This is a genomic window from Fontisphaera persica, assembly GCF_024832785.1.
Lineage (GTDB): Bacteria > Verrucomicrobiota > Verrucomicrobiia > Limisphaerales > Fontisphaeraceae > Fontisphaera > Fontisphaera persica.
In genome coordinates, this window is record NZ_CP116615.1 from 4519702 (window position 1) to 4535842 (window position 16141).

General features: G+C 64.5%; 15 protein-coding genes. 5 read left to right on the forward strand and 10 right to left on the reverse strand.

The features are described 5' to 3' along the window. From NXS98_RS16930 to NXS98_RS16950, 5 genes are all read right to left on the reverse strand, one after another. Positions 1 to 1212, reverse strand: a complete 1212-nt coding sequence (locus NXS98_RS16930) for a 2-oxo acid dehydrogenase subunit E2 (RefSeq protein ID WP_283846237.1) — start codon at positions 1210 to 1212, stop codon at positions 1 to 3. Positions 1213 to 1243: 31 nt separating this feature from the next. After that, positions 1244 to 2209, reverse strand: a complete 966-nt coding sequence (locus NXS98_RS16935; RefSeq protein ID WP_283846238.1) for an alpha-ketoacid dehydrogenase subunit beta — start codon at positions 2207 to 2209, stop codon at positions 1244 to 1246. 17 nt (positions 2210 to 2226) lie between these two features. Further along, positions 2227 to 3255: a thiamine pyrophosphate-dependent dehydrogenase E1 component subunit alpha gene (locus tag NXS98_RS16940; RefSeq protein ID WP_283846239.1), complete on the reverse strand. Its 1029-nt coding sequence runs from the start codon at positions 3253 to 3255 to the stop codon at positions 2227 to 2229. Positions 3256 to 3352: 97 nt separating this feature from the next. Further along, positions 3353 to 4489, reverse strand: coding sequence for a M24 family metallopeptidase (locus NXS98_RS16945; RefSeq protein WP_283846240.1), 1137 nt, complete (start codon positions 4487 to 4489; stop codon positions 3353 to 3355). Between the two features lie 127 nt (positions 4490 to 4616). Further along, complete coding sequence (locus tag NXS98_RS16950) at positions 4617 to 5918, reverse strand: PQQ-binding-like beta-propeller repeat protein (RefSeq protein ID WP_283846241.1); 1302 nt, start codon at positions 5916 to 5918, stop codon at positions 4617 to 4619. Positions 5919 to 6044: 126 nt separating this feature from the next. Here NXS98_RS16950 and NXS98_RS16955 point away from each other — a divergent pair, with 126 nt between their 5' ends. Next, a complete protein-coding gene (locus tag NXS98_RS16955; RefSeq protein ID WP_283846242.1) occupies positions 6045 to 6302 on the forward strand; it encodes a thioredoxin family protein in 258 nt (85 codons plus the stop codon). Between the two features lie 48 nt (positions 6303 to 6350). Beyond that, positions 6351 to 7127 carry a pyrroline-5-carboxylate reductase family protein gene (locus NXS98_RS16960; RefSeq protein ID WP_283846243.1) on the forward strand — a complete coding sequence of 259 codons (777 nt, stop codon included), beginning with the start codon at positions 6351 to 6353 and terminating at the stop codon, positions 7125 to 7127. Positions 7128 to 7184: 57 nt separating this feature from the next. Here the strand turns inward: NXS98_RS16960 and NXS98_RS16965 are convergent, their stop codons facing one another. From NXS98_RS16965 to trxA, 5 genes are all read right to left on the reverse strand, one after another. Then, positions 7185 to 10505 (reverse strand): efflux RND transporter permease subunit, encoded by a 3321-nt coding sequence (locus NXS98_RS16965; protein WP_283846244.1) that lies wholly within the window; start codon positions 10503 to 10505, stop codon positions 7185 to 7187. A gap of 46 nt (positions 10506 to 10551) precedes the next feature. After that, positions 10552 to 11574 (reverse strand): efflux RND transporter periplasmic adaptor subunit, encoded by a 1023-nt coding sequence (locus NXS98_RS16970; RefSeq protein ID WP_283846245.1) that lies wholly within the window; start codon positions 11572 to 11574, stop codon positions 10552 to 10554. A gap of 190 nt (positions 11575 to 11764) precedes the next feature. Then, positions 11765 to 11932, reverse strand: coding sequence for a DUF6132 family protein (locus tag NXS98_RS16975; protein WP_283846246.1), 168 nt, complete (start codon positions 11930 to 11932; stop codon positions 11765 to 11767). Then, positions 11914 to 12150, reverse strand: coding sequence for a YgaP family membrane protein (locus tag NXS98_RS16980; protein ID WP_283846247.1), 237 nt, complete (start codon positions 12148 to 12150; stop codon positions 11914 to 11916). Before NXS98_RS16980 ends, NXS98_RS16975 begins: the two co-directional genes overlap by 19 nt. A 39-nt stretch (positions 12151 to 12189) precedes the next feature. Continuing rightward, positions 12190 to 12528: a thioredoxin gene (gene trxA, locus NXS98_RS16985; protein WP_283846248.1), complete on the reverse strand. Its 339-nt coding sequence runs from the start codon at positions 12526 to 12528 to the stop codon at positions 12190 to 12192. Positions 12529 to 12713: 185 nt separating this feature from the next. On the opposite strand from trxA, the gene NXS98_RS16990 reads away from it, so the two are divergent. The 3 genes from NXS98_RS16990 to NXS98_RS17000 are packed head-to-tail and all read left to right on the forward strand — an operon-like array spanning position 12714 to position 16019. Continuing rightward, positions 12714 to 14006, forward strand: a complete 1293-nt coding sequence (locus NXS98_RS16990) for a glutamate-5-semialdehyde dehydrogenase (protein ID WP_283848194.1) — start codon at positions 12714 to 12716, stop codon at positions 14004 to 14006. Positions 14007 to 14016: 10 nt separating this feature from the next. After that, the gene (locus NXS98_RS16995) at positions 14017 to 15387 is read left to right on the forward strand and encodes a hypothetical protein (protein ID WP_283846249.1); all 1371 of its coding nucleotides are present in this window, start codon (positions 14017 to 14019) and stop codon (positions 15385 to 15387) included. Then, positions 15384 to 16019, forward strand: a complete 636-nt coding sequence (locus NXS98_RS17000) for a MarC family protein (RefSeq protein WP_283846250.1) — start codon at positions 15384 to 15386, stop codon at positions 16017 to 16019. The genes NXS98_RS16995 and NXS98_RS17000 overlap by 4 nt, the downstream gene beginning before the upstream one ends. Positions 16020 to 16141: the final 122 nt, after the last annotated feature.

A 16141-nucleotide genomic window follows, 5' to 3' on the forward strand; every position in this document is an offset into this window, starting at 1 on the left:
CTATAATTGGTCGGGCTGGTTCATCAGGGCAGCAATGCGGGTCAACAACCGCCCGGCGGCGCCGCCGTCCAAGACGCGGTGGTCAAAGCTCAGGGTCAAATAAGCCTCCGTGACGGGCACAAACTGGCCCTTGGCGTCGTCCCAGCGCGGGACTTTGCGGCCGGCGCCCAGGCCCAGCACGAGGGTTTGCTCCGGCAGGGGGATGGGGGTGGCCCAAATCAGGCCGAAGGTCCCGTAATTGGTGACGGTGCAGATGGAGCCGCCGGTGGCGTCGGCGGGCAGATTGCGCGCGCGCGCCTGGCGCAGCAAACGCTCATAAAGGGGGACCAATTCGACGAGGCGCTTTTGGTCGGCGGCCCGGATGACGGGGACCAGCACGCCTTCCTCGGCTTCGACGGCAAAGCCAATGTCCACCGCCGGGGGATGGACGATGCGGGCGCCAACCAAACGGCCGGCGGGGGCGCTGTTTTCGGCGAGGGCCAGGGCGAGGGCGCGCAGGGCATACAAGGTGGGGCCGGGTTTGGGGTCGAATTGCTTGCGATGTTGCAGGAGGGGGTCGAGCAGGACGGGCAACCCCACGGTGGCGAGGGGCCGGGTCCAGCTCCGGCGCATGGCGTCGGCCACGGCGACGCGCATGGGCGAGGCGGGGGTGAGTTTTTGCTGCTCCAAGTGGGCAATGTAGCGCTCAAAGTCCTCGATGGTGACGCGGCCGCCGGCGCCGCTGCCGGCGATGCCGGCCAAATCGGCCGCCTGGAGTCCCAGCTCCTGGATGCGGGCCTTGAGGCGCGGGGACATGTAGGTGGCGCCTACGCGGTCGGCGGGCACGGGCAGGCCCTTGACGCGCGGCTCGACTTTTTGGGGGGGTGAGGCGAGGGGCAAAGTGGAGACGGTCGAAGAGGGCGGCGTTGGCGGCTGGGGGGGGGCTGCGGGGGGTGGAGGGGGGGCGGTGGTGGTGGGTGGCGTGATGGCTTGTTCCGCCTCGATGTGGCCCAGCACGGCGCCGACGGGATAACTTTCGTTGACCTGCACGCGCCATTCGGCCAGGCGTCCGGCACAGGGGCTGACGACGGTCATGGTGGCTTTGTTGGTTTCCACTTCGAGGACTTCCTGGTGGTTTTCGACGTGGTCGCCCGGGGCCACCAGCAGGCGCACGACGGTGGCTTCGGCGATGGATTCACCCAATTGCGGCATCAAAATGGGGACGTATGGCATAAGGCAGGCAAAAGGATGGGTTTGGCTGAAATCATAGGCGCAGGAGTTTGCGGGCTGCTTCGGCGATGGAGCGCGCGGTGGGGCGGTGGGCGGCCCACAAATTGGGATGGAAAGGGATGGGAGTATCTTTGGCGTTCAACCGCTGGGGCGGCGCGTCCAGGAGGTTGAAGCCTTCGGCGGCCACGCGGGCCACGATTTCGGCGGTGACGCCTCCCCACGGCCAGGCTTCGCCCACGGCGAGGAGGCGGCCGGTGCGGGCCACGGAGGCCATGATGGTGTCGGTGTCGAGGGGTTTGACGGAGCGGAGGTCCACGATTTCCAGTTCGGCGCCTTCGGCGGCCAGCTCCTCGGCGGCGGCCAGGGCTTCATGGACCATGGCGCTGTAGGTGACCAGGGAGAGGTCGCGGCCGGGGCGGGTGATGCGGGCGCGTCCGGCGGGGAGGGCGGTTTCCGGCAGGGCTTCTGCTTTGAGATGGTAGTAAAGGAATTTGTGTTCGCAGAAAATCACGGGGTCATCAATGGCCACGGCTTCCAGCAACATGCTGTAGGCGTCTTCGACGGTGGCGGGGGTCATGACAATCAGGCCGGGGTAATGGGCGTAGAGCGCCTCCATGCTCTGGCTGTGGAAGGGGCCGCTGCCCAAGGTGCCGCCGGAGGGGAGGCGGACCACGATGGGGCAGGGGACGCCGGTGCGCCAGAAGAGGGTGGCGGCCTGGTTGACAATCTGGTTGAAGGCGACGGTGGAAAAATCGGCGAATTGAATTTCGACGATGGGGCGCATGCCTTCGATGGCGGCGCCCACGGCGGCGCCGAGGATGGCGTCTTCGCTGATGGGGGCATCCAGCACCCGGCCGGGAAATTCCTGCTGCAGGTTTTTGGTGGCTTTGAAGGCACCGCCGAAGGCGCCCACATCCTGGCCGTAAATAAAGACCCGCGGATCCTCGGCCAGGGCTTTGGCCTGGGCGGCGCGGATGGCTTCAAGGTAAGTGATGCTCATGCAACCCCGGTCTCCCCTTAGGTCGAAGCAAATTGGTCCAACAAACGGGTGGTGCTGATGGCCTCCCAGCGTTCCGCATAGGGGTCGGGCGCCGGCTCCTGTTGCACCTGGGCGACGGCCGCCTCGATTTCCTGCTGCACCTGGGAGCGCCATTGTTGAATTTGGGCGGGCGAGGCGGCTCCTGCGGCGAGCACCTGTTGTTCGGCCACGGCGAGGCAATCGCGGCCCAGCGGCGATTCTTTGAGGCGCGGGTCCACATAGAAGGCGTCATCGTGTTCGCCATGGCCGCAGAGGCGGAGGAGGGAGGCGACCACCATTTGGGGGCCGTGCCCTTCCCGGGCCCGCCTGACGGCGGTGTTCAACGTGGCCAGACAGGCGCTCAGGTCGGTGCCGTCCACCCCATGACCGTCCACGCCGTAGCCTTTGGCGCGGTCGAGGAGGCTGGCGCAGGCATATTGGCGGGAGGTGGGGGTGGAGTAGGCGTATTGATTGTCCGCAATGACGAGCACCAGCGGGAGCCGCTCCACCGCGGCCTGGTTGAGGGCTTCGTGGAAGGCGCCGGTGGAGGTGCCGCCGTCGCCGATGCAGGTGGCGCCGACAGTGCCGGAGCGGCCCTGGAGGCGGCGGGCGAGGAGGGCGCCGTTGACCACGGAGATCATGGCGCCGAGGTGGCTGATCATGACGTAGAGGCCGGCGCGGGGACGCCCCCGATGGATATTGCCGTCGCGTCCGCGCATGGGACCGAGGACGGAGCCTAGATGGGTGCGCACGGCATCCAGCACGGGCTCGCCAAAGGCCAGGCGACCCGCCAAATCCCGAATCAAGGGTGCGAAAATATCGCCCGGCCGGAGGGCCATGCCGATGGACACGCTCAGGGCCTCCTGCCCGCGGCCCAGGAAAACGCCACCATGGATGCGGCCGCCCCGGTAGAGGTTGGCCATTTTTTCATCCAGCGCCCGTGCAAGCAACATCCAGCGGAAAGCCTGGGCGAGACTTTCCGCCCTGGACTCCCCAACCGTGTCCCGGGTCGTTTGCGTTGCGACCATGGCGGCAGTTTAGGCAAAAAGGGGGCAAGCGGCAAACTTTTTAGGAGGCGGAGACCTGGGGGAGGGGCGGCATGGGGGCGGTGGGGTTATGGGCTGTTCATACCTCCAACTGGCGGTCAAATTGGGTGAGGTTTTTGATGCCGCGGCGGCCGATGACGACCACGTCTTCCATGCGGATGCCGCCCAGCTCGGGGTAATAGAGGCCGGGTTCGATGCACACCACGTGCCCGCGGAGGACCAGGTCCGGGGATTGGGCGGCCAGGAGGGGGGATTCATGCAGTTCCAGACCCACGCCGTGGCCGGTGCCATGGAAGAAGCCTTCTTTGCGGCGCGGCTGCAGACGGGTGGGATAGCCCTGCGCCTGAAAGAAGGCCGCAACGGACTGGTGGATTTCACTGGCGGGGCGGCCATGCCGCAACTGGGCGAAGGCCAGTTGTTGCGCCCGGCAGACGGTGTCATGGAGGCGGCGCAAGGCCTCGGAGGCACGGCCCTTGACGACGGTGCGGGTGATGTCGCCAAAGTAACCGGTTTTTTGTGAGCGCGGGAAGACGTCGAGGACGATAGGCTCGCCGGCACGGAGGGCGCCGTGGCCGGGTTCATGGGGGTCGCAGGCCTGGACACCGCCCGCCACGATGGTGTTGCCCGGGACGCCGCCCGCCTGGTAAATGGCGGTGTTCATGATGGCCCGCAATTTTTCGGCGGTGAGCGTGCTGTTATGGTAGGTGAGTTTGCCCTGGCGGCCGATTTTGCTGTTTTTGAGCACTTGCAGGCCTTCGGCCAGTCCGACTTCAGCCATGATGAGGGCGGCGCTGATTTTTTTGATTTCCTCGGTGGTTTTGGTGGCCCGCTCGGGGAAAAGGGGGCCGTTGGCCACCTTGAGCTTGACCTTGAGCCGCCGCAATTGGCGGGCCAGGCCATAAGGGAAATCCATGGGGGCGATGAGTTTTTTTACTTTGTGCTCGCGGAGCAGGGCCCGAATGACGCGGGCCAGGAAGTCGTAGCTGTGAAAGGCCACGCCGTTGGAGGCCGTGGAACGGAAGGCGCCCAGGGGCAGGATACGGCAGCGTCCTTTGAGGCGGCGGAGGCGGGGGACTTCGAGGTCTGGCACCACCAGGAAGCAACGGCCTTTGAGCCGAAGGTAAATAAAAGCGTCCGGTGAAATCATCCCTGTGGCGTAAAGCATGTCGGCATTACGCTCGCTGGCCCCGTACATCAGCAAGTTAGGTGATTTCATGACTTCGGACGCCGGGTGTCAGGGCATCAAAGACCGCTTTGCCTGCCCTGTCAAACCCGGAAGCGCAAAAATTGTCCACAGGGGAGGCCTTGACTGAGTTGGGGGAGGGGCGCGGGTTTGAGCGTGGTTATTCTGCGATGCGATAGAGATGGGTGCGGGTGCGCAAAATCAACGCATTGCCCGTGACTGCCGGGGAGGCCATGAAGCCGGATTCGAGGCGGTTTTCAGCCACTTTCTCGAATTTCCGGGCGGCCTTGAAGACGGTGGTTTTGCCGTCTTCACTGAAGCAATAAATCATGCTGGTGGCGGGGGCGTAGAGAGGCGAGGCGGAATAGTTGCCGCCGATGCGCTCGCGCCAGATTTCCTGGCCGGTCAGGGCGTCCAGGCAGGAGGCAAGGCCGCCGTCGTCCACGACAAAAACCATGTCGTTCACCACCAGCGGGGAGGGTTTGCTGGGCATGCTGCGGTTGAGTTTCCAGACTTCGGCCGGGGGGCGGGTGGGGTCTTGGGGGTCGGGGCGCAAGGCGAGGAGCGTGCCGCGGGAGAAACCGCAGGTCATGTAAAGAAGGCCGTTGGCGTACACGGGCCTGCCGCTGGCGGAGTGGCAGGAGCGTTCTTCAAAGCGCCAGAATTCTTTGCCGGTCAACGGGTCGTAGGCATATTGGGCCTTGGCGCCCTGGCTGATGAGCAGGGGCCGGCCCTGGAGGTTCACCACTTGGGGGGTGGCGAAAGCTTTGCGCAAATCGCCTTCCATGGCCGGTTTGCCTTGGGCGTCCAGGTCTTGAAAATCAATGGAGCGATTGACCCGCCAGACGGTTTTGCCGGTGTTTTTGTCCAGCGCCACGAGGTACTGATGGTCGCTGCCGTCGAAGTGCAGGATGAGGAGGTTTTGGTAGAGGATGGGGGAGGACCCTGCGCCGCGGTAATGGTTGCACTCGAAATCTCGGCGCGTCCACAAAACCTTGCCGGTGCGGGTATCCACGGCGGCCGTGCCGGGCGCGCCAAAGGTGACATAGACGCGTCCGTCTTCAATGGCGGGTGTGGGGGAGGCGTAGGAGTTGAACTTGTGGCAGTATTGGGGGGTCTCGACTTCAAACAGCAGCAGGTCGTGCAGGATTTTGCCGGTGCGCGCGTCCACGGCCAGGGCAGAGAGGCGGGTGCCGTCTTCGGTGGCGGTGGCGAGCCAGATTTGGTGGCCCCAGATGACGGGCGAAGCCCAGCCTTTGCCGTGGATGGGAGTTTTCCATTGGACGTGGTTGGTTTCGGACCAGGAGAGGGGCAGGCGGGCGGTTTTGGGGGCGTGGCCGTCGCCGGTGGGGCCGCGAAATTCGGGCCACGCGGATTGCGCCAGGAGGGAGGCGCCCGCCCACAAGACCAAAGCTGCGGAGGTCAGCATGTGCATGGGGGAGAAGATAACGGCGTTGGGCATGTCCGCCAATGGAGAAAAGGCGGGTGGCGGACGCTGGATGGGGGATGAGGGCCGCCCAATGGAGGGGCGCGGTACTTGGGTCTGTTTGGTCTTTACGGGGGCAGATGATTGGGTAGGCTTGCGGGCATGAATGCGTTGCAAATCCTGGTCCTGGGGCCGGGGTGCGCCCGTTGCAAGACGCTGGCCCAGCTCACTGAACAGGCGGTCAAAGAACTGGGAATCCCTGCGGAAATCCACAAGGTCACCGAGGTGAAACAAATCGTGTCCCTGGGAGTGATGATGACGCCGGCGCTGGCGGTCAACGGCAACCTCAAGCTCTCCGGCAAGGTGCCCACGCTGGCGGAATTAAAGGCGTTGCTGCAATCGGCGGCCGACACGGCCTGAGACCAGGAGCAACTGAACTTGGCGGTCAACCTCAACACGTGTTCCACCATGCATCACCAATCCGTAGGTTTTATAGGCGGGGGGCGCATCACGCGCATTTTCCTGAGCGGCTGGCAAAAAGCCGGCAAGCTGCCTGAGCGGGTCGTGGTCAGCGATGTCCATGCCGAAGTGTTAAGCCGGCTCAATACGGCGCATCCCGCGGTGCAAATCACCGCGGATAATGCGGCGGCGGCGGCGCAGGACCTCGTGTTTCTGGCGGTGCATCCGCCGGTGATGGTTGAGGTGTTGAACGGCATTCGCGCGGCCTTGCGTCCGGAGGCGGTGGTGGTGTCGCTGGCGCCCAAGTTCACGCTGGGCCGGCTGCGGGAGCTGTTGGGTGGTTTTGGGCGGCTGGCGCGGGTGATTCCCAATGCGCCTTCGCTGATGGGGCTGGGGTATAATCCGATGGTTTTTGCGGCGGAGCTGGGCGCGGCGGAGCGGGCGGAAATTGCGGCCTGGCTGGAGCCGCTGGGGGAGCATCCGGAGGTGGCGGAGGAGAAATTGGAGGCGTACGCCTTGTTGAGCGCGATGGGGCCGACTTATTTCTGGTTTCAATGGCAGGCGCTGCGGGAAGTGGCGCTGGGGCTTGGCTTGACGGAAGGGGAAATAGTGCCCGCCATGAAGCGAATGGTGTGCGGCGGCGCGCGGACGCTGCTGGAGTCAGGGTTAAGCCCCGCGGAGGTGATGGATTTGATACCGGTGAAGCCGCTGGCGGAGATGGAAGCGCAGGTGACGGAGTTGTACCGGACGCGGCTGCCAGCGCTGCATCAAAAAATCAAGCCCTAATCCTCATTGCCATTCCCGTCCGCGGGCCACGCCGCGGGCCAGCGCCCCGTGCGGTGGTCAGACGGCGGATTTTTTGCGGTTGACCATGTAGTAGAGCACCGGCACGGCCATGCGGCTGATGAGGAGGGAGGCGATTTCACCGGCCATGAGGGAGATGGCCAGCCCCTGGAAAATGGGGTCAAAGAGGATGACACTGGCGCCCACCACCACGGCCATGGCGGTGAGGAGCATGGGCCGGAAACGGACGGCGCCGGCGTCCACGACGGCTTCGGCGAGGGGCATGCCTTCACGGAGGCGTTGCTCGATGAAATCCACGAGGATGATGGAGTTGCGGACGACGATGCCGCCGCCCGCCATGAAGCCAATCATGGAGGTAGCGGTGAAGAAGGCATGGAGGGCGCCGTGAGCGGGGAGGATGCCCACCAGCGAGAAGGGGATGGCGGCCATGACGACGAGGGGGGTGACGAAGGAGCGGAACCAGCCCACCATGAGGAGGTAAATCAGGATGCAGACGGCGCCGAAGGCGAGGCCGAGGTCGCGGAACACTTCGATGGTGATGTGCCATTCGCCATCCCATTTCATGGCGGGCTGCGCCTCGGTGAAGGGGAGGACGGCGTTGTAGATTTTGAACTCGCTGACGCTGCCGCCGAACTGGCGCGGGTCAATCTGGCGGAGCTTTTGGTTCATCTGGAGGATGGCATAGACGGGGCTTTCGGCTTCGCCGGCGACATCGCCAATGACATAGGTCACGGGCATGAGATTTTTGTGGTGAATGCTTTTGTCGGTGAGGGTGTATTCGACTTTGACCAGCTCGCGCAACGGCACCAGGGGCGGCGGGGCGTCACGGCCGGGTTCCGGGAGGGCGTTGGCGTCGCCGGAGCGCACGCGCAGGGCGAGCAGCTCCTCGGGCAGGGTGCGGAATTGGCGCGGGACTTCGAGCACAAGGGGGACATCTTCCTTTTCGCGGGGCAGGTGGACGAGGTCCACCGGCAGGCCGCTGACGGCGATGCGGAGGGTTTGGGAGATGGTTTCGGCGCTGATGCCGTGGAGGGCGGCCTTTTCCTTGTCAATGACGAAGCGGGCCTTGGGCTGGTCGGCCTCGATGTACCAGTCCACGTCCACCACGCCGGGGGTGGACTGGAAGATTTTTTTCACTTCCTCGGCCAAGGCGAGGCGGGCTTCCTCGGAGGGGCCGTAGATTTCGGCGACGAGGGTTTGGAGGACGGGGGGGCCGGGGGGGACTTCGGTGACGGCGACGCGGGCGCCGTAACGGCGGGCGATTTCGGTGACGCGGGGGCGGACGCGTTTGGCGATGTCATGGCTTTGGGCCTTGCGTTGATGTTTGTTGACGAGGTTGACCTGGATGTCGGCGACATGGGCGCCGCGGCGGTTGAAATAGTGGCGGACCAGGCCGTTGAAGTTGAAGGGGGCGGCGATGCCGGCATAGACCTGGTAGTCGGTGACCTCGGGTTCAGTGCGGACGGCGGCGGCGATTTCGCGGGCGGCCTGGGCGGTGACTTCCAGGGCGCTGCCTTCGGGCATGTTGAGGACGATTTGGAATTCGCTCTTGTTGTCGAAGGGGAGCATTTTCACCTTGACCCAGCCGAGGCCGACGGTGGCCATGGAGGCCAGCAGGAGGATGACGATGCCCACCAGGAAGGCCCAGCGCCATTGCCAGTGGGTGATGAGCGGCCCCATCATGCGGCGGTAGAGGCGGGTGAAGAAGTCCTCCTCATGCTCGAAATGGGAATGGGGGCTTTGGGGGGCCGGGCCGTCACTCCCGGCCGGGGCGCTGGCGGCCGGGAGGGCGTGTTGTTTGAGGAGGCGGACGGCGGCCCAGGGAGTGACCATGAAGGCAATGGCGAGGGAGAAGAACATGGCGGCGCTGGCGCCGATGGGGATGGGCCGCATGTAGGGGCCCATCAGTCCGCCCACGAAGGCCATGGGCAGGACGGCGAAGATGACGGCGAAGGTGGCGAGGATGGTGGGATTGCCGACTTCGCCCACGGCTTCGACTGCGACGGTGAAGAGATTACGGCCGCGGTTGTGGGGCAGGTGGTAGTGGCGGACAATGTTTTCCACCACCACGATGGCGTCATCCACGAGGATGCCGATGGAGAAAATCAGCGCAAAGAGCGTGATACGATTCAGCGTGAAGCCGTAGAGGTAAAAAACCAGGAGGGTGAGGGCCAGGGTGCTGGGGATGGCCAGGGCCACGATGCCTGACTCGCGCCAGCCGAGCACCACCATGATGAGCAGGGAGACACTGACCACGGCGATGGCCATGTGGAAGAGCAGCTCGTTGGATTTTTCGGCGGCGGTTTCGCCGTAGTGGCGGGTGATGGAAATGTCCACATCGGCCGGGATGACGGTGCCTTTGAGGGTGTCCACTTTGCGCAGCACTTCTTTGGCGACATCAATGGCGTTGGCGCCGGGGCGTTTGGCGACGGTCAGCGTGACGGCCGGCTCCTCGCGGCCCAGGACGCCGCGGGCGGCGCCGCGGCCGAAGAAAACGTATTGGGAAGGCTCCTCGGGGCCGTCGAGGATGTCGGCGACTTCGCGCAAATAGACGGGCCGGCCCTGGAAGACGCCGACGACAATCTGGCCCACTTCTTCGGCGCGGGTGAGGAAGCCGCCGGTTTCGATGGCGATTTCGCGGTTGTCGCTGGTGAGGCCGCCGGCGGCGTATTGGCGGTTGGCCTGCTGGAGCATGGGGATGAGGCCGGCGGCGCTGAGGTTGCGGGAGGCGAGTTTGACAGGGTCCAGTTGGACGCGGACCTGGCGGCGGGCGCCGCCGATGAGCATGGTTTCCGCCACCATGGGCACCTGCTTGACAGCGTCGTCCACCTGGGCCGCCAGCCGCCGGAGGGTGAGGTGGTCGTGGTTGGGGCTGTGGAGGGTCAGGGCGAGGATGGGGACGTCATCAATGCTCTTGGGTTTGATGAGCGGGAAGGAGACGCCGTGGGGGATGCGGTCGAAGTTCTGCTGCAATTTCTGGTTCAACTTGACGAGACTGTCCTCGATGTCCTCGCCGACTTTGAAGCGCACGATGACGAGGCTTTCGCCGGGGCGGGAGATGGAGTAGATGTATTCCACGCCGGCGATTTCCCAGAGGAGTTTTTCCATGGGGCGGGTGACGCGCTCCTCCAGCTCCTTGGCGCTGGAGCCGGGCATGGAGACCATGACGTCCACCATGGGCACCTTGATTTGCGGTTCTTCTTCGCGGGGCAATTTAAGCACCGCGCCCACGCCCAGCAGGATGGAGGTGAGGATGATGAGCGGGGTGAGTTTGGAATCAATGAACGCCCGCGCAACGGTTCCCGCCACGCCCAGGTGGGCGGGAGCTTCAGCACCGGAGTTGGGATGGGATGAGGCCATGGCTTGAGAAGGTTGGAAATCCCCGCTGACCCTGGTTGTGCTTGGGCTAGCGGACGGTCAGGGGTTGGCCGTCCACCAATTGCAACGCGCCCTCGACCACCACGATTTCATTGGTGCGGACGCCGGAGACGAGCTCTACTTCGCCATCCAGGCGTTTGCCGGTTTTGACGAGGCGCAACTGGGCCTTGCCGTTGGCGGCGACAAAGACCATTTCCATCTGGCCGCGCACCACGAGGGCGGAAGCGGGCACGCGCAGGGTGGTGGTCTGGCCCACCGGCACGGCGGCGCGGCCAAAGAGGCCGGAGCGCAGGCCGGGGGTGCGGGGCAAATCAAGTTTGACGCGGAAGGTGCGGCTGCCGGCGTCGGCGACGGGGTCCATTTCGCCCACGACGCCTTCCAGGGGGCCGGGGAGGGTGGAGATATGGACGCGGAGGCGGTCGCCGAGTTTGACGCGGTCAATGAGGGCCTCCGGCACATCGGCTTCCAGGCGCAACTGATGGGGGTCTTCCATTTCGAGCAGCGGCGTGCCGGGAGCGGCGAGGTCGCCGACATCGGAAAGTTTGCGGGTGATGAGGCCGTTAAAGGGCGCGGTGACCCTGGCAAAGCTGAGCGTGGTTTCGATTTCCTGCACATTGGCGGCGGCCACGCCGGCTTGCATGGTGGCGCGGTCCAACTCGGCCTGGGGCGCGGTGCCTTCGGCCACCAGGCGTTGCATGCGTTTCAAATCGGCCTCGGCCTGGACGCGCACGGCCTGGGCTTGGAGTAGGCGGGCTTGAATTTCGCGGGCGTCAATGCGGACGAGCAACTGGCCCTGGGTGACGGTCTGGCCGGGGGCGACGAGGAGGTCTTCCACGCGTCCGCTGATTTTGGGGGAGATGGTGGCGCGGAGTTTGGGGCGCACCGTGCCCACCACTTCTTCGGTGGCCACATAGACGCGGGCGGCCACCGGCTGGACCTTGACGGTGGCGGCCGGGAGGTTTTCCGGCGGGGGCGGGGCCGGAGGTTGATGGCAGCCTGCGGTCCCCAGCAGGGCCAGGGCTGCGCCCGCCGTGAACAGGATATTCCTCATAACCCGTGTGTTTTGGTTGCGGTTGTGCTGGCTGGTGCCTTTCATGAGACGACTTTATTCAAACATTTTGGGGCCAAAATGAAAACATTGATTTTCGGGCCATTGGCCACCATCCGCGCCTGCCTGGCCCCTGGTCAGGCTCGTTTCCTGCCTCGCCTTCCCGGCCGGGCCGGCGGACCGGCGTGGGGAATTATTTGCGGGCGGAGAGGTAAAAAATCAGGCCCATGATGGCGCCGTAGAGGGCGCCGCGCCACCAGGTGGAGGTCAGGGGGCAGGCGCCGGAGGAGCATTGGCCGAAATAGCCCATGACTGCGCCCAGCCCCGCCCCGATGCCCATGCTTAAGACGGCTTGCAGCATGTGTCATTGGTGGGTTTGCAGCAAGGGCCGCCCTGGCCGATGCCAAGTTTTTTGAAGATGTTTTCCGCCGGGCAGAAACCGGTGAACGCGCTTTGAATCAGGTTCAGGCCCACAAAGGCGGTGAGGGCATGGCCCCAGGGGGTGACCCAGTGAGCGAGGGCCGTGCCGATGAGCACCATGGTGCCCGCCAGAATCCGGATGGCATTTTCGGTTGTCATACGCCTGTCGTTGGTGGTTGGTGAGTTGATGGGCAAGGGTTAGACGGTGCGCGCTGCGGCCGCCTCACGGAGCCATTGCGCCAGATATTGCGGTGGCATGAAGCCCTCCACCTGGTCCACCGGGCGGCCGTCCCGGAACAAAATCAGGGTGGGCACGCCCGTGATGCGGAAACGGCCGGCGGTCCTGGGGGAATCATCCACATTCACCTTGGCAAACTGGATTTCGCCGGCCATTTGGCTGGCCAACTGTTCCAGGACCGGCGCGAGCATGCGGCAGGGGCCGCACCAGGGGGCGTAAAAGTCCACCAGGACCGGCAGCGTGGCTGCGCGGAGGGTCTGGTCAAAATTCGTGTCATTCAGTTCGATGATGTTTTTCATAATCTTCACTCGTCATTCGTTCCACAGGCATAGAGCCGTGAGCCGCCGGAAAGTTACAACGGCGATGCGCGAGCCGGCGCACTCGCGGGGCCCAAGATTGTGGCTGGGGCCGGGGGGAAGGGTTATTACTTTTCGATGACAGGGGTGCGGGAGTGTTCTAAAATGGGGAAGTTTATTGAGCTATGATGACGTTGCAGGAACAAATGACGCAACTGGCGCGGCAGGCGCGGGCGGCGGCGCGGGAGCTGGCCACCTGGAGCACGGCGCAGAAGAATGAGTGTTTGCTGGCAATGGCGGAGGCGCTGGAGCGGCAGGCGCCGGCATTGCAGGCCGCGAACGCGGAGGATTGCGAGGCGGCGCAGGCGGCCAGGTTGTCGGCGGCGATGCTGGATCGTTTGCGCCTGGACGAGAAGCGGATTGCGGCCATGGCGCGGGGGCTGCGGGAGGTGGCGGCACTGCCGGATCCGGTGGGGCGGGTGCTGGATGAACGGGTGCGTCCCAATGGCCTGCGTCTGCGCAAGGTCAGCACGCCCATTGGGGTGATTGTGATTATTTATGAGTCGCGTCCGAATGTGACGGCGGACGCGGCGGGGCTGTGTTTCAAGTCCGGCAACGCCACGATTTTGCGCGGCGGCAAGGAGGCGCTGCGGTCGAATCAGATGATTGCGCGGCTGATGGTGGAAGCGGCGCGGGAGCGGGTGCCGGCCTTTCCGGAGCATGCGATACAGGTGGTGACCACGCCGGAGCGGGAGGCGATTCCGGCGTTGTTGTCGCTGACGCAATACATTGATTTGTGCATGCCGCGCGGGGGGGAAGGGTTGATTCGGGCGGTGGCCGAGTGCAGCAAGGTGCCGGTGATCAAACATTACAAGGGCGTGTGCCATGTCTTTGTGGAGCGCGCGGCGGATTTGGACATGGCGGAAAAAATCGTGGTCAACGCGAAGTGCCAGCGTCCGGCGGTGTGCAACGCGATGGAAACGCTGCTGGTGGACCGTCCGCTGGCGGAGACTTTTCTGCCGCGCATCGCGGCGGTGCTGGCGGCGAAGAAAGTGGAGCTGCGCTGTGATGCGGAGAGCCGCAAGATATTGTCGGAGCATCCTCCCGCGCAGACCAGCGCCTGGAAAATCCGCCCGGCCAGCGAGCAGGATTTTTACACGGAGTACAATGATTTGATTTTGAATGTGCGGGTGGTGAACGGGGTGGCGGAGGCCATTGCGCACATTGGCCAATACGGCTCGGCGCACAGTGATGCGATTGTGACGCGGGACGAGGGGGCGGCGCAGGCGTTTTTGCAAGGGGTGGACAGCGCGGCGGTGTACTGGAATGCCTCGACGCGTTTTACGGATGGGGGTGAGTTTGGCATGGGCGCCGAGATTGGCATCAGCACGGACAAGGTGGGGGCGCGGGGGCCGATGGGGCTGGAGGAATTAACCAGCTACAAGTGGCTGGGGTACGGCTCCGGGCAGTTGCGCACGTGAGGGCGAGGGCATGAGCCACGCGCCCGCCAGCCAGCCGGCCGCCCCGCTTTCCGCAGCGCTCTGCGCGGCGCAGGCGGCATATTTGCGCGGGCAGATGCCGGCGGGGGGATTGTTTGCGGGGCAGCGGTGGCGCATGGCGTTGCGGCCGTTTGCGCTGGGGCCGGCGCTGGCGCGGGAGCTGGAGAGCCTGGGGCGGGTGTTGCTGCAATTTTATCAGGCGGCCAACCTGCTGTATCGCCGGAGCCGCGCGGGCGAGATGCCGGAGTGGGTGGCGCGGTGGCTGGACGCGGGGAAACCGGCTGAATTGTTGGCGTGGCAGAATCATCCGGCGTGGCGCAAGGAACTGCCGCGGGTCATCCGTCCGGATTTGTTGCTGACCGAGGAGGGCTTTAGCATCACGGAACTGGACAGCGTGCCGGGCGGGATTGGCCTGACCGCCTGGTTGCAGCAAAGTTACGCCGCGGCGCCGCTGGCGGCGGCGCAGCCCCTGAGCCTGGTGGGTGGCGAGCGGGGCATGGCGGAGGGGTTTGCCTCGATTTTTGGGGAGGCGTCCCGGGTGCGCATTATTGTTGCGGAGGAAGCCGCCACCTACCGCCCGGAAATGGAATGGCTGGCGGCGGCGCTGGGGCAGGAGCGTTTTAGTGTGCACGATGCCCGCTTTGAGGGGGTGGAGCGGGGCGAGGCGGTGTATCGTTTTTTTGAATTGTTTGACCTGGCGAATGTGCCGTGTGCGCCGGGTTTGTTTGCGCGGGCGGCCCGCGGGGAGATTCTGCTGACCCCCCCGCCCAAGCCGGCACTGGAGGAAAAAAGTCTGCTGGCTTTATTCTGGAATCCGCACTTGCAGGACTATTGGCGGCGGGAGCTGGGGGAGGGGTTTCAAGCGCGGTTGCGACGGCACGTTCCCTACACGTGGATGGTGGATCCGGCGCCGCTGCCGCCGCATGCGGCGATTCCGCGGCTGGAAATCGGCTCTTGGGGGGAGCTTAAACGCCTGTCGCAACGGCAGCGGCAGTTGGTGTTGAAGGTCTCGGGGTTTTCCGAGCTGGCATGGGGGGCGCGCGGGGTGCATGTGGGGCACGATCTTTCGGCCGCGGATTGGAGCCAGGCGGTGGACCGGGCTTTGGCGGATTTTGCGCGGGCCCCCTATATCTTGCAGGAGTATGCTCATCCGCGGGTGGTGGAGGCGGAGTATTATGATGAGGAACGGGGGGAGCCGGTGAAGATGGCTGCCCGGGTGCGGTTGTGCCCTTATTATTTTGTGAGCGGGGACTTTCCGCAGGCCCGGGCACGGCTGGGCGGCGTGCTGGCAACGTTGTGTCCGGCGGATAAAAAGATTATACACGGCATGGCTGATGCGGTGCTGGCCCCTGGTGCGCCATGAATCTGGGTGAATACATGCTGTTGTCCACCAGTTCGCTGTTCGTGATCATGGATCCGATTGCGCTGGTGCCGGTATTTCTGGCGATGACGCCCAAGGATACGCCCAAGCGGCGCATTTATTTTGCGCGGCTGGCCTGTCTGGTATCGGCGGGGGTGTTGATTGTTTTTGCCCTGGTGGGCCAGTGGATATTCAAGTTTTTGGGCATTACGCTGCCGGCGTTTCAGATGGCGGCCTGTGTGGTGCTGTTGCTGGTGGCGCTGGATATGTTGCAGGCCAAACCCACGTCCACCCGGGAAAGTCCGGAGGAAACCGAGGCGGGCGCGGCCAAGGAGGACATTGCGATAACGCCGCTGGCGGTGCCATTGCTGGCGGGGCCGGGGGCGATTTCGACGACTTTGTTGTTGCAAAGCAAGGCCACGACGGCCGGGCACAAGATTGCGTTGCTGGGGTGCATTGGGGTGGTGTGCCTGGCCAGCTATGTCATCTTGCACCTGGCGGCGCGGGGTGGCAAATGGCTAAGCCCCATTGCCATGAAAATTGCCACGCGCCTGATGGGATTGTTGCTGGCGGCCATAGCTTTCCAATTTCTGTTGAACGCGTTGCGCGAGTTATCCCGCTCCGGATACTTTTGAGTGGGCAAGATTGAGAGATAAAGCCCATAGTAAGAGCTATTTGGCTGCGTTTTGGGGCGGGCAAGGGGCGGAAGGCTCCGCTTTTGGAGCCACCGGCTGGCAGTATTCCTGCTTGTGAGAGG

What these genes read in the sequence shown, in the direction of transcription:
- NXS98_RS16940 (WP_283846239.1), bottom strand. Translation starts at nt 3,255, where the DNA reads ATGGTCGCAACGCAAACGACCCGGGACACGGTTGGGGAGTCCAGGGCG.
- NXS98_RS16935 (WP_283846238.1), bottom strand. Translation starts at nt 2,209, where the DNA reads ATGAGCATCACTTACCTTGAAGCCATCCGCGCCGCCCAGGCCAAAGCC.
- NXS98_RS16930 (WP_283846237.1), bottom strand. Translation starts at nt 1,212, where the DNA reads ATGCCATACGTCCCCATTTTGATGCCGCAATTGGGTGAATCCATCGCC.
- NXS98_RS16960 (WP_283846243.1), top strand. Translation starts at nt 6,351, where the DNA reads ATGCATCACCAATCCGTAGGTTTTATAGGCGGGGGGCGCATCACGCGC.
- NXS98_RS16945 (WP_283846240.1), bottom strand. Translation starts at nt 4,489, where the DNA reads ATGAAATCACCTAACTTGCTGATGTACGGGGCCAGCGAGCGTAATGCC.
- NXS98_RS16950 (WP_283846241.1), bottom strand. Translation starts at nt 5,918, where the DNA reads ATGCCCAACGCCGTTATCTTCTCCCCCATGCACATGCTGACCTCCGCA.
- NXS98_RS16965 (WP_283846244.1), bottom strand. Translation starts at nt 10,505, where the DNA reads ATGGCCTCATCCCATCCCAACTCCGGTGCTGAAGCTCCCGCCCACCTG.
- NXS98_RS16955 (WP_283846242.1), top strand. Translation starts at nt 6,045, where the DNA reads ATGAATGCGTTGCAAATCCTGGTCCTGGGGCCGGGGTGCGCCCGTTGC.
- trxA (WP_283846248.1), bottom strand. Translation starts at nt 12,528, where the DNA reads ATGAAAAACATCATCGAACTGAATGACACGAATTTTGACCAGACCCTC.
- NXS98_RS16975 (WP_283846246.1), bottom strand. Translation starts at nt 11,932, where the DNA reads ATGCTGCAAGCCGTCTTAAGCATGGGCATCGGGGCGGGGCTGGGCGCA.
- NXS98_RS16970 (WP_283846245.1), bottom strand. Translation starts at nt 11,574, where the DNA reads ATGAGGAATATCCTGTTCACGGCGGGCGCAGCCCTGGCCCTGCTGGGG.
- NXS98_RS16995 (WP_283846249.1), top strand. Translation starts at nt 14,017, where the DNA reads ATGAGCCACGCGCCCGCCAGCCAGCCGGCCGCCCCGCTTTCCGCAGCG.
- NXS98_RS16990 (WP_283848194.1), top strand. Translation starts at nt 12,714, where the DNA reads ATGACGTTGCAGGAACAAATGACGCAACTGGCGCGGCAGGCGCGGGCG.
- NXS98_RS16980 (WP_283846247.1), bottom strand. Translation starts at nt 12,150, where the DNA reads ATGACAACCGAAAATGCCATCCGGATTCTGGCGGGCACCATGGTGCTC.
- NXS98_RS17000 (WP_283846250.1), top strand. Translation starts at nt 15,384, where the DNA reads ATGAATCTGGGTGAATACATGCTGTTGTCCACCAGTTCGCTGTTCGTG.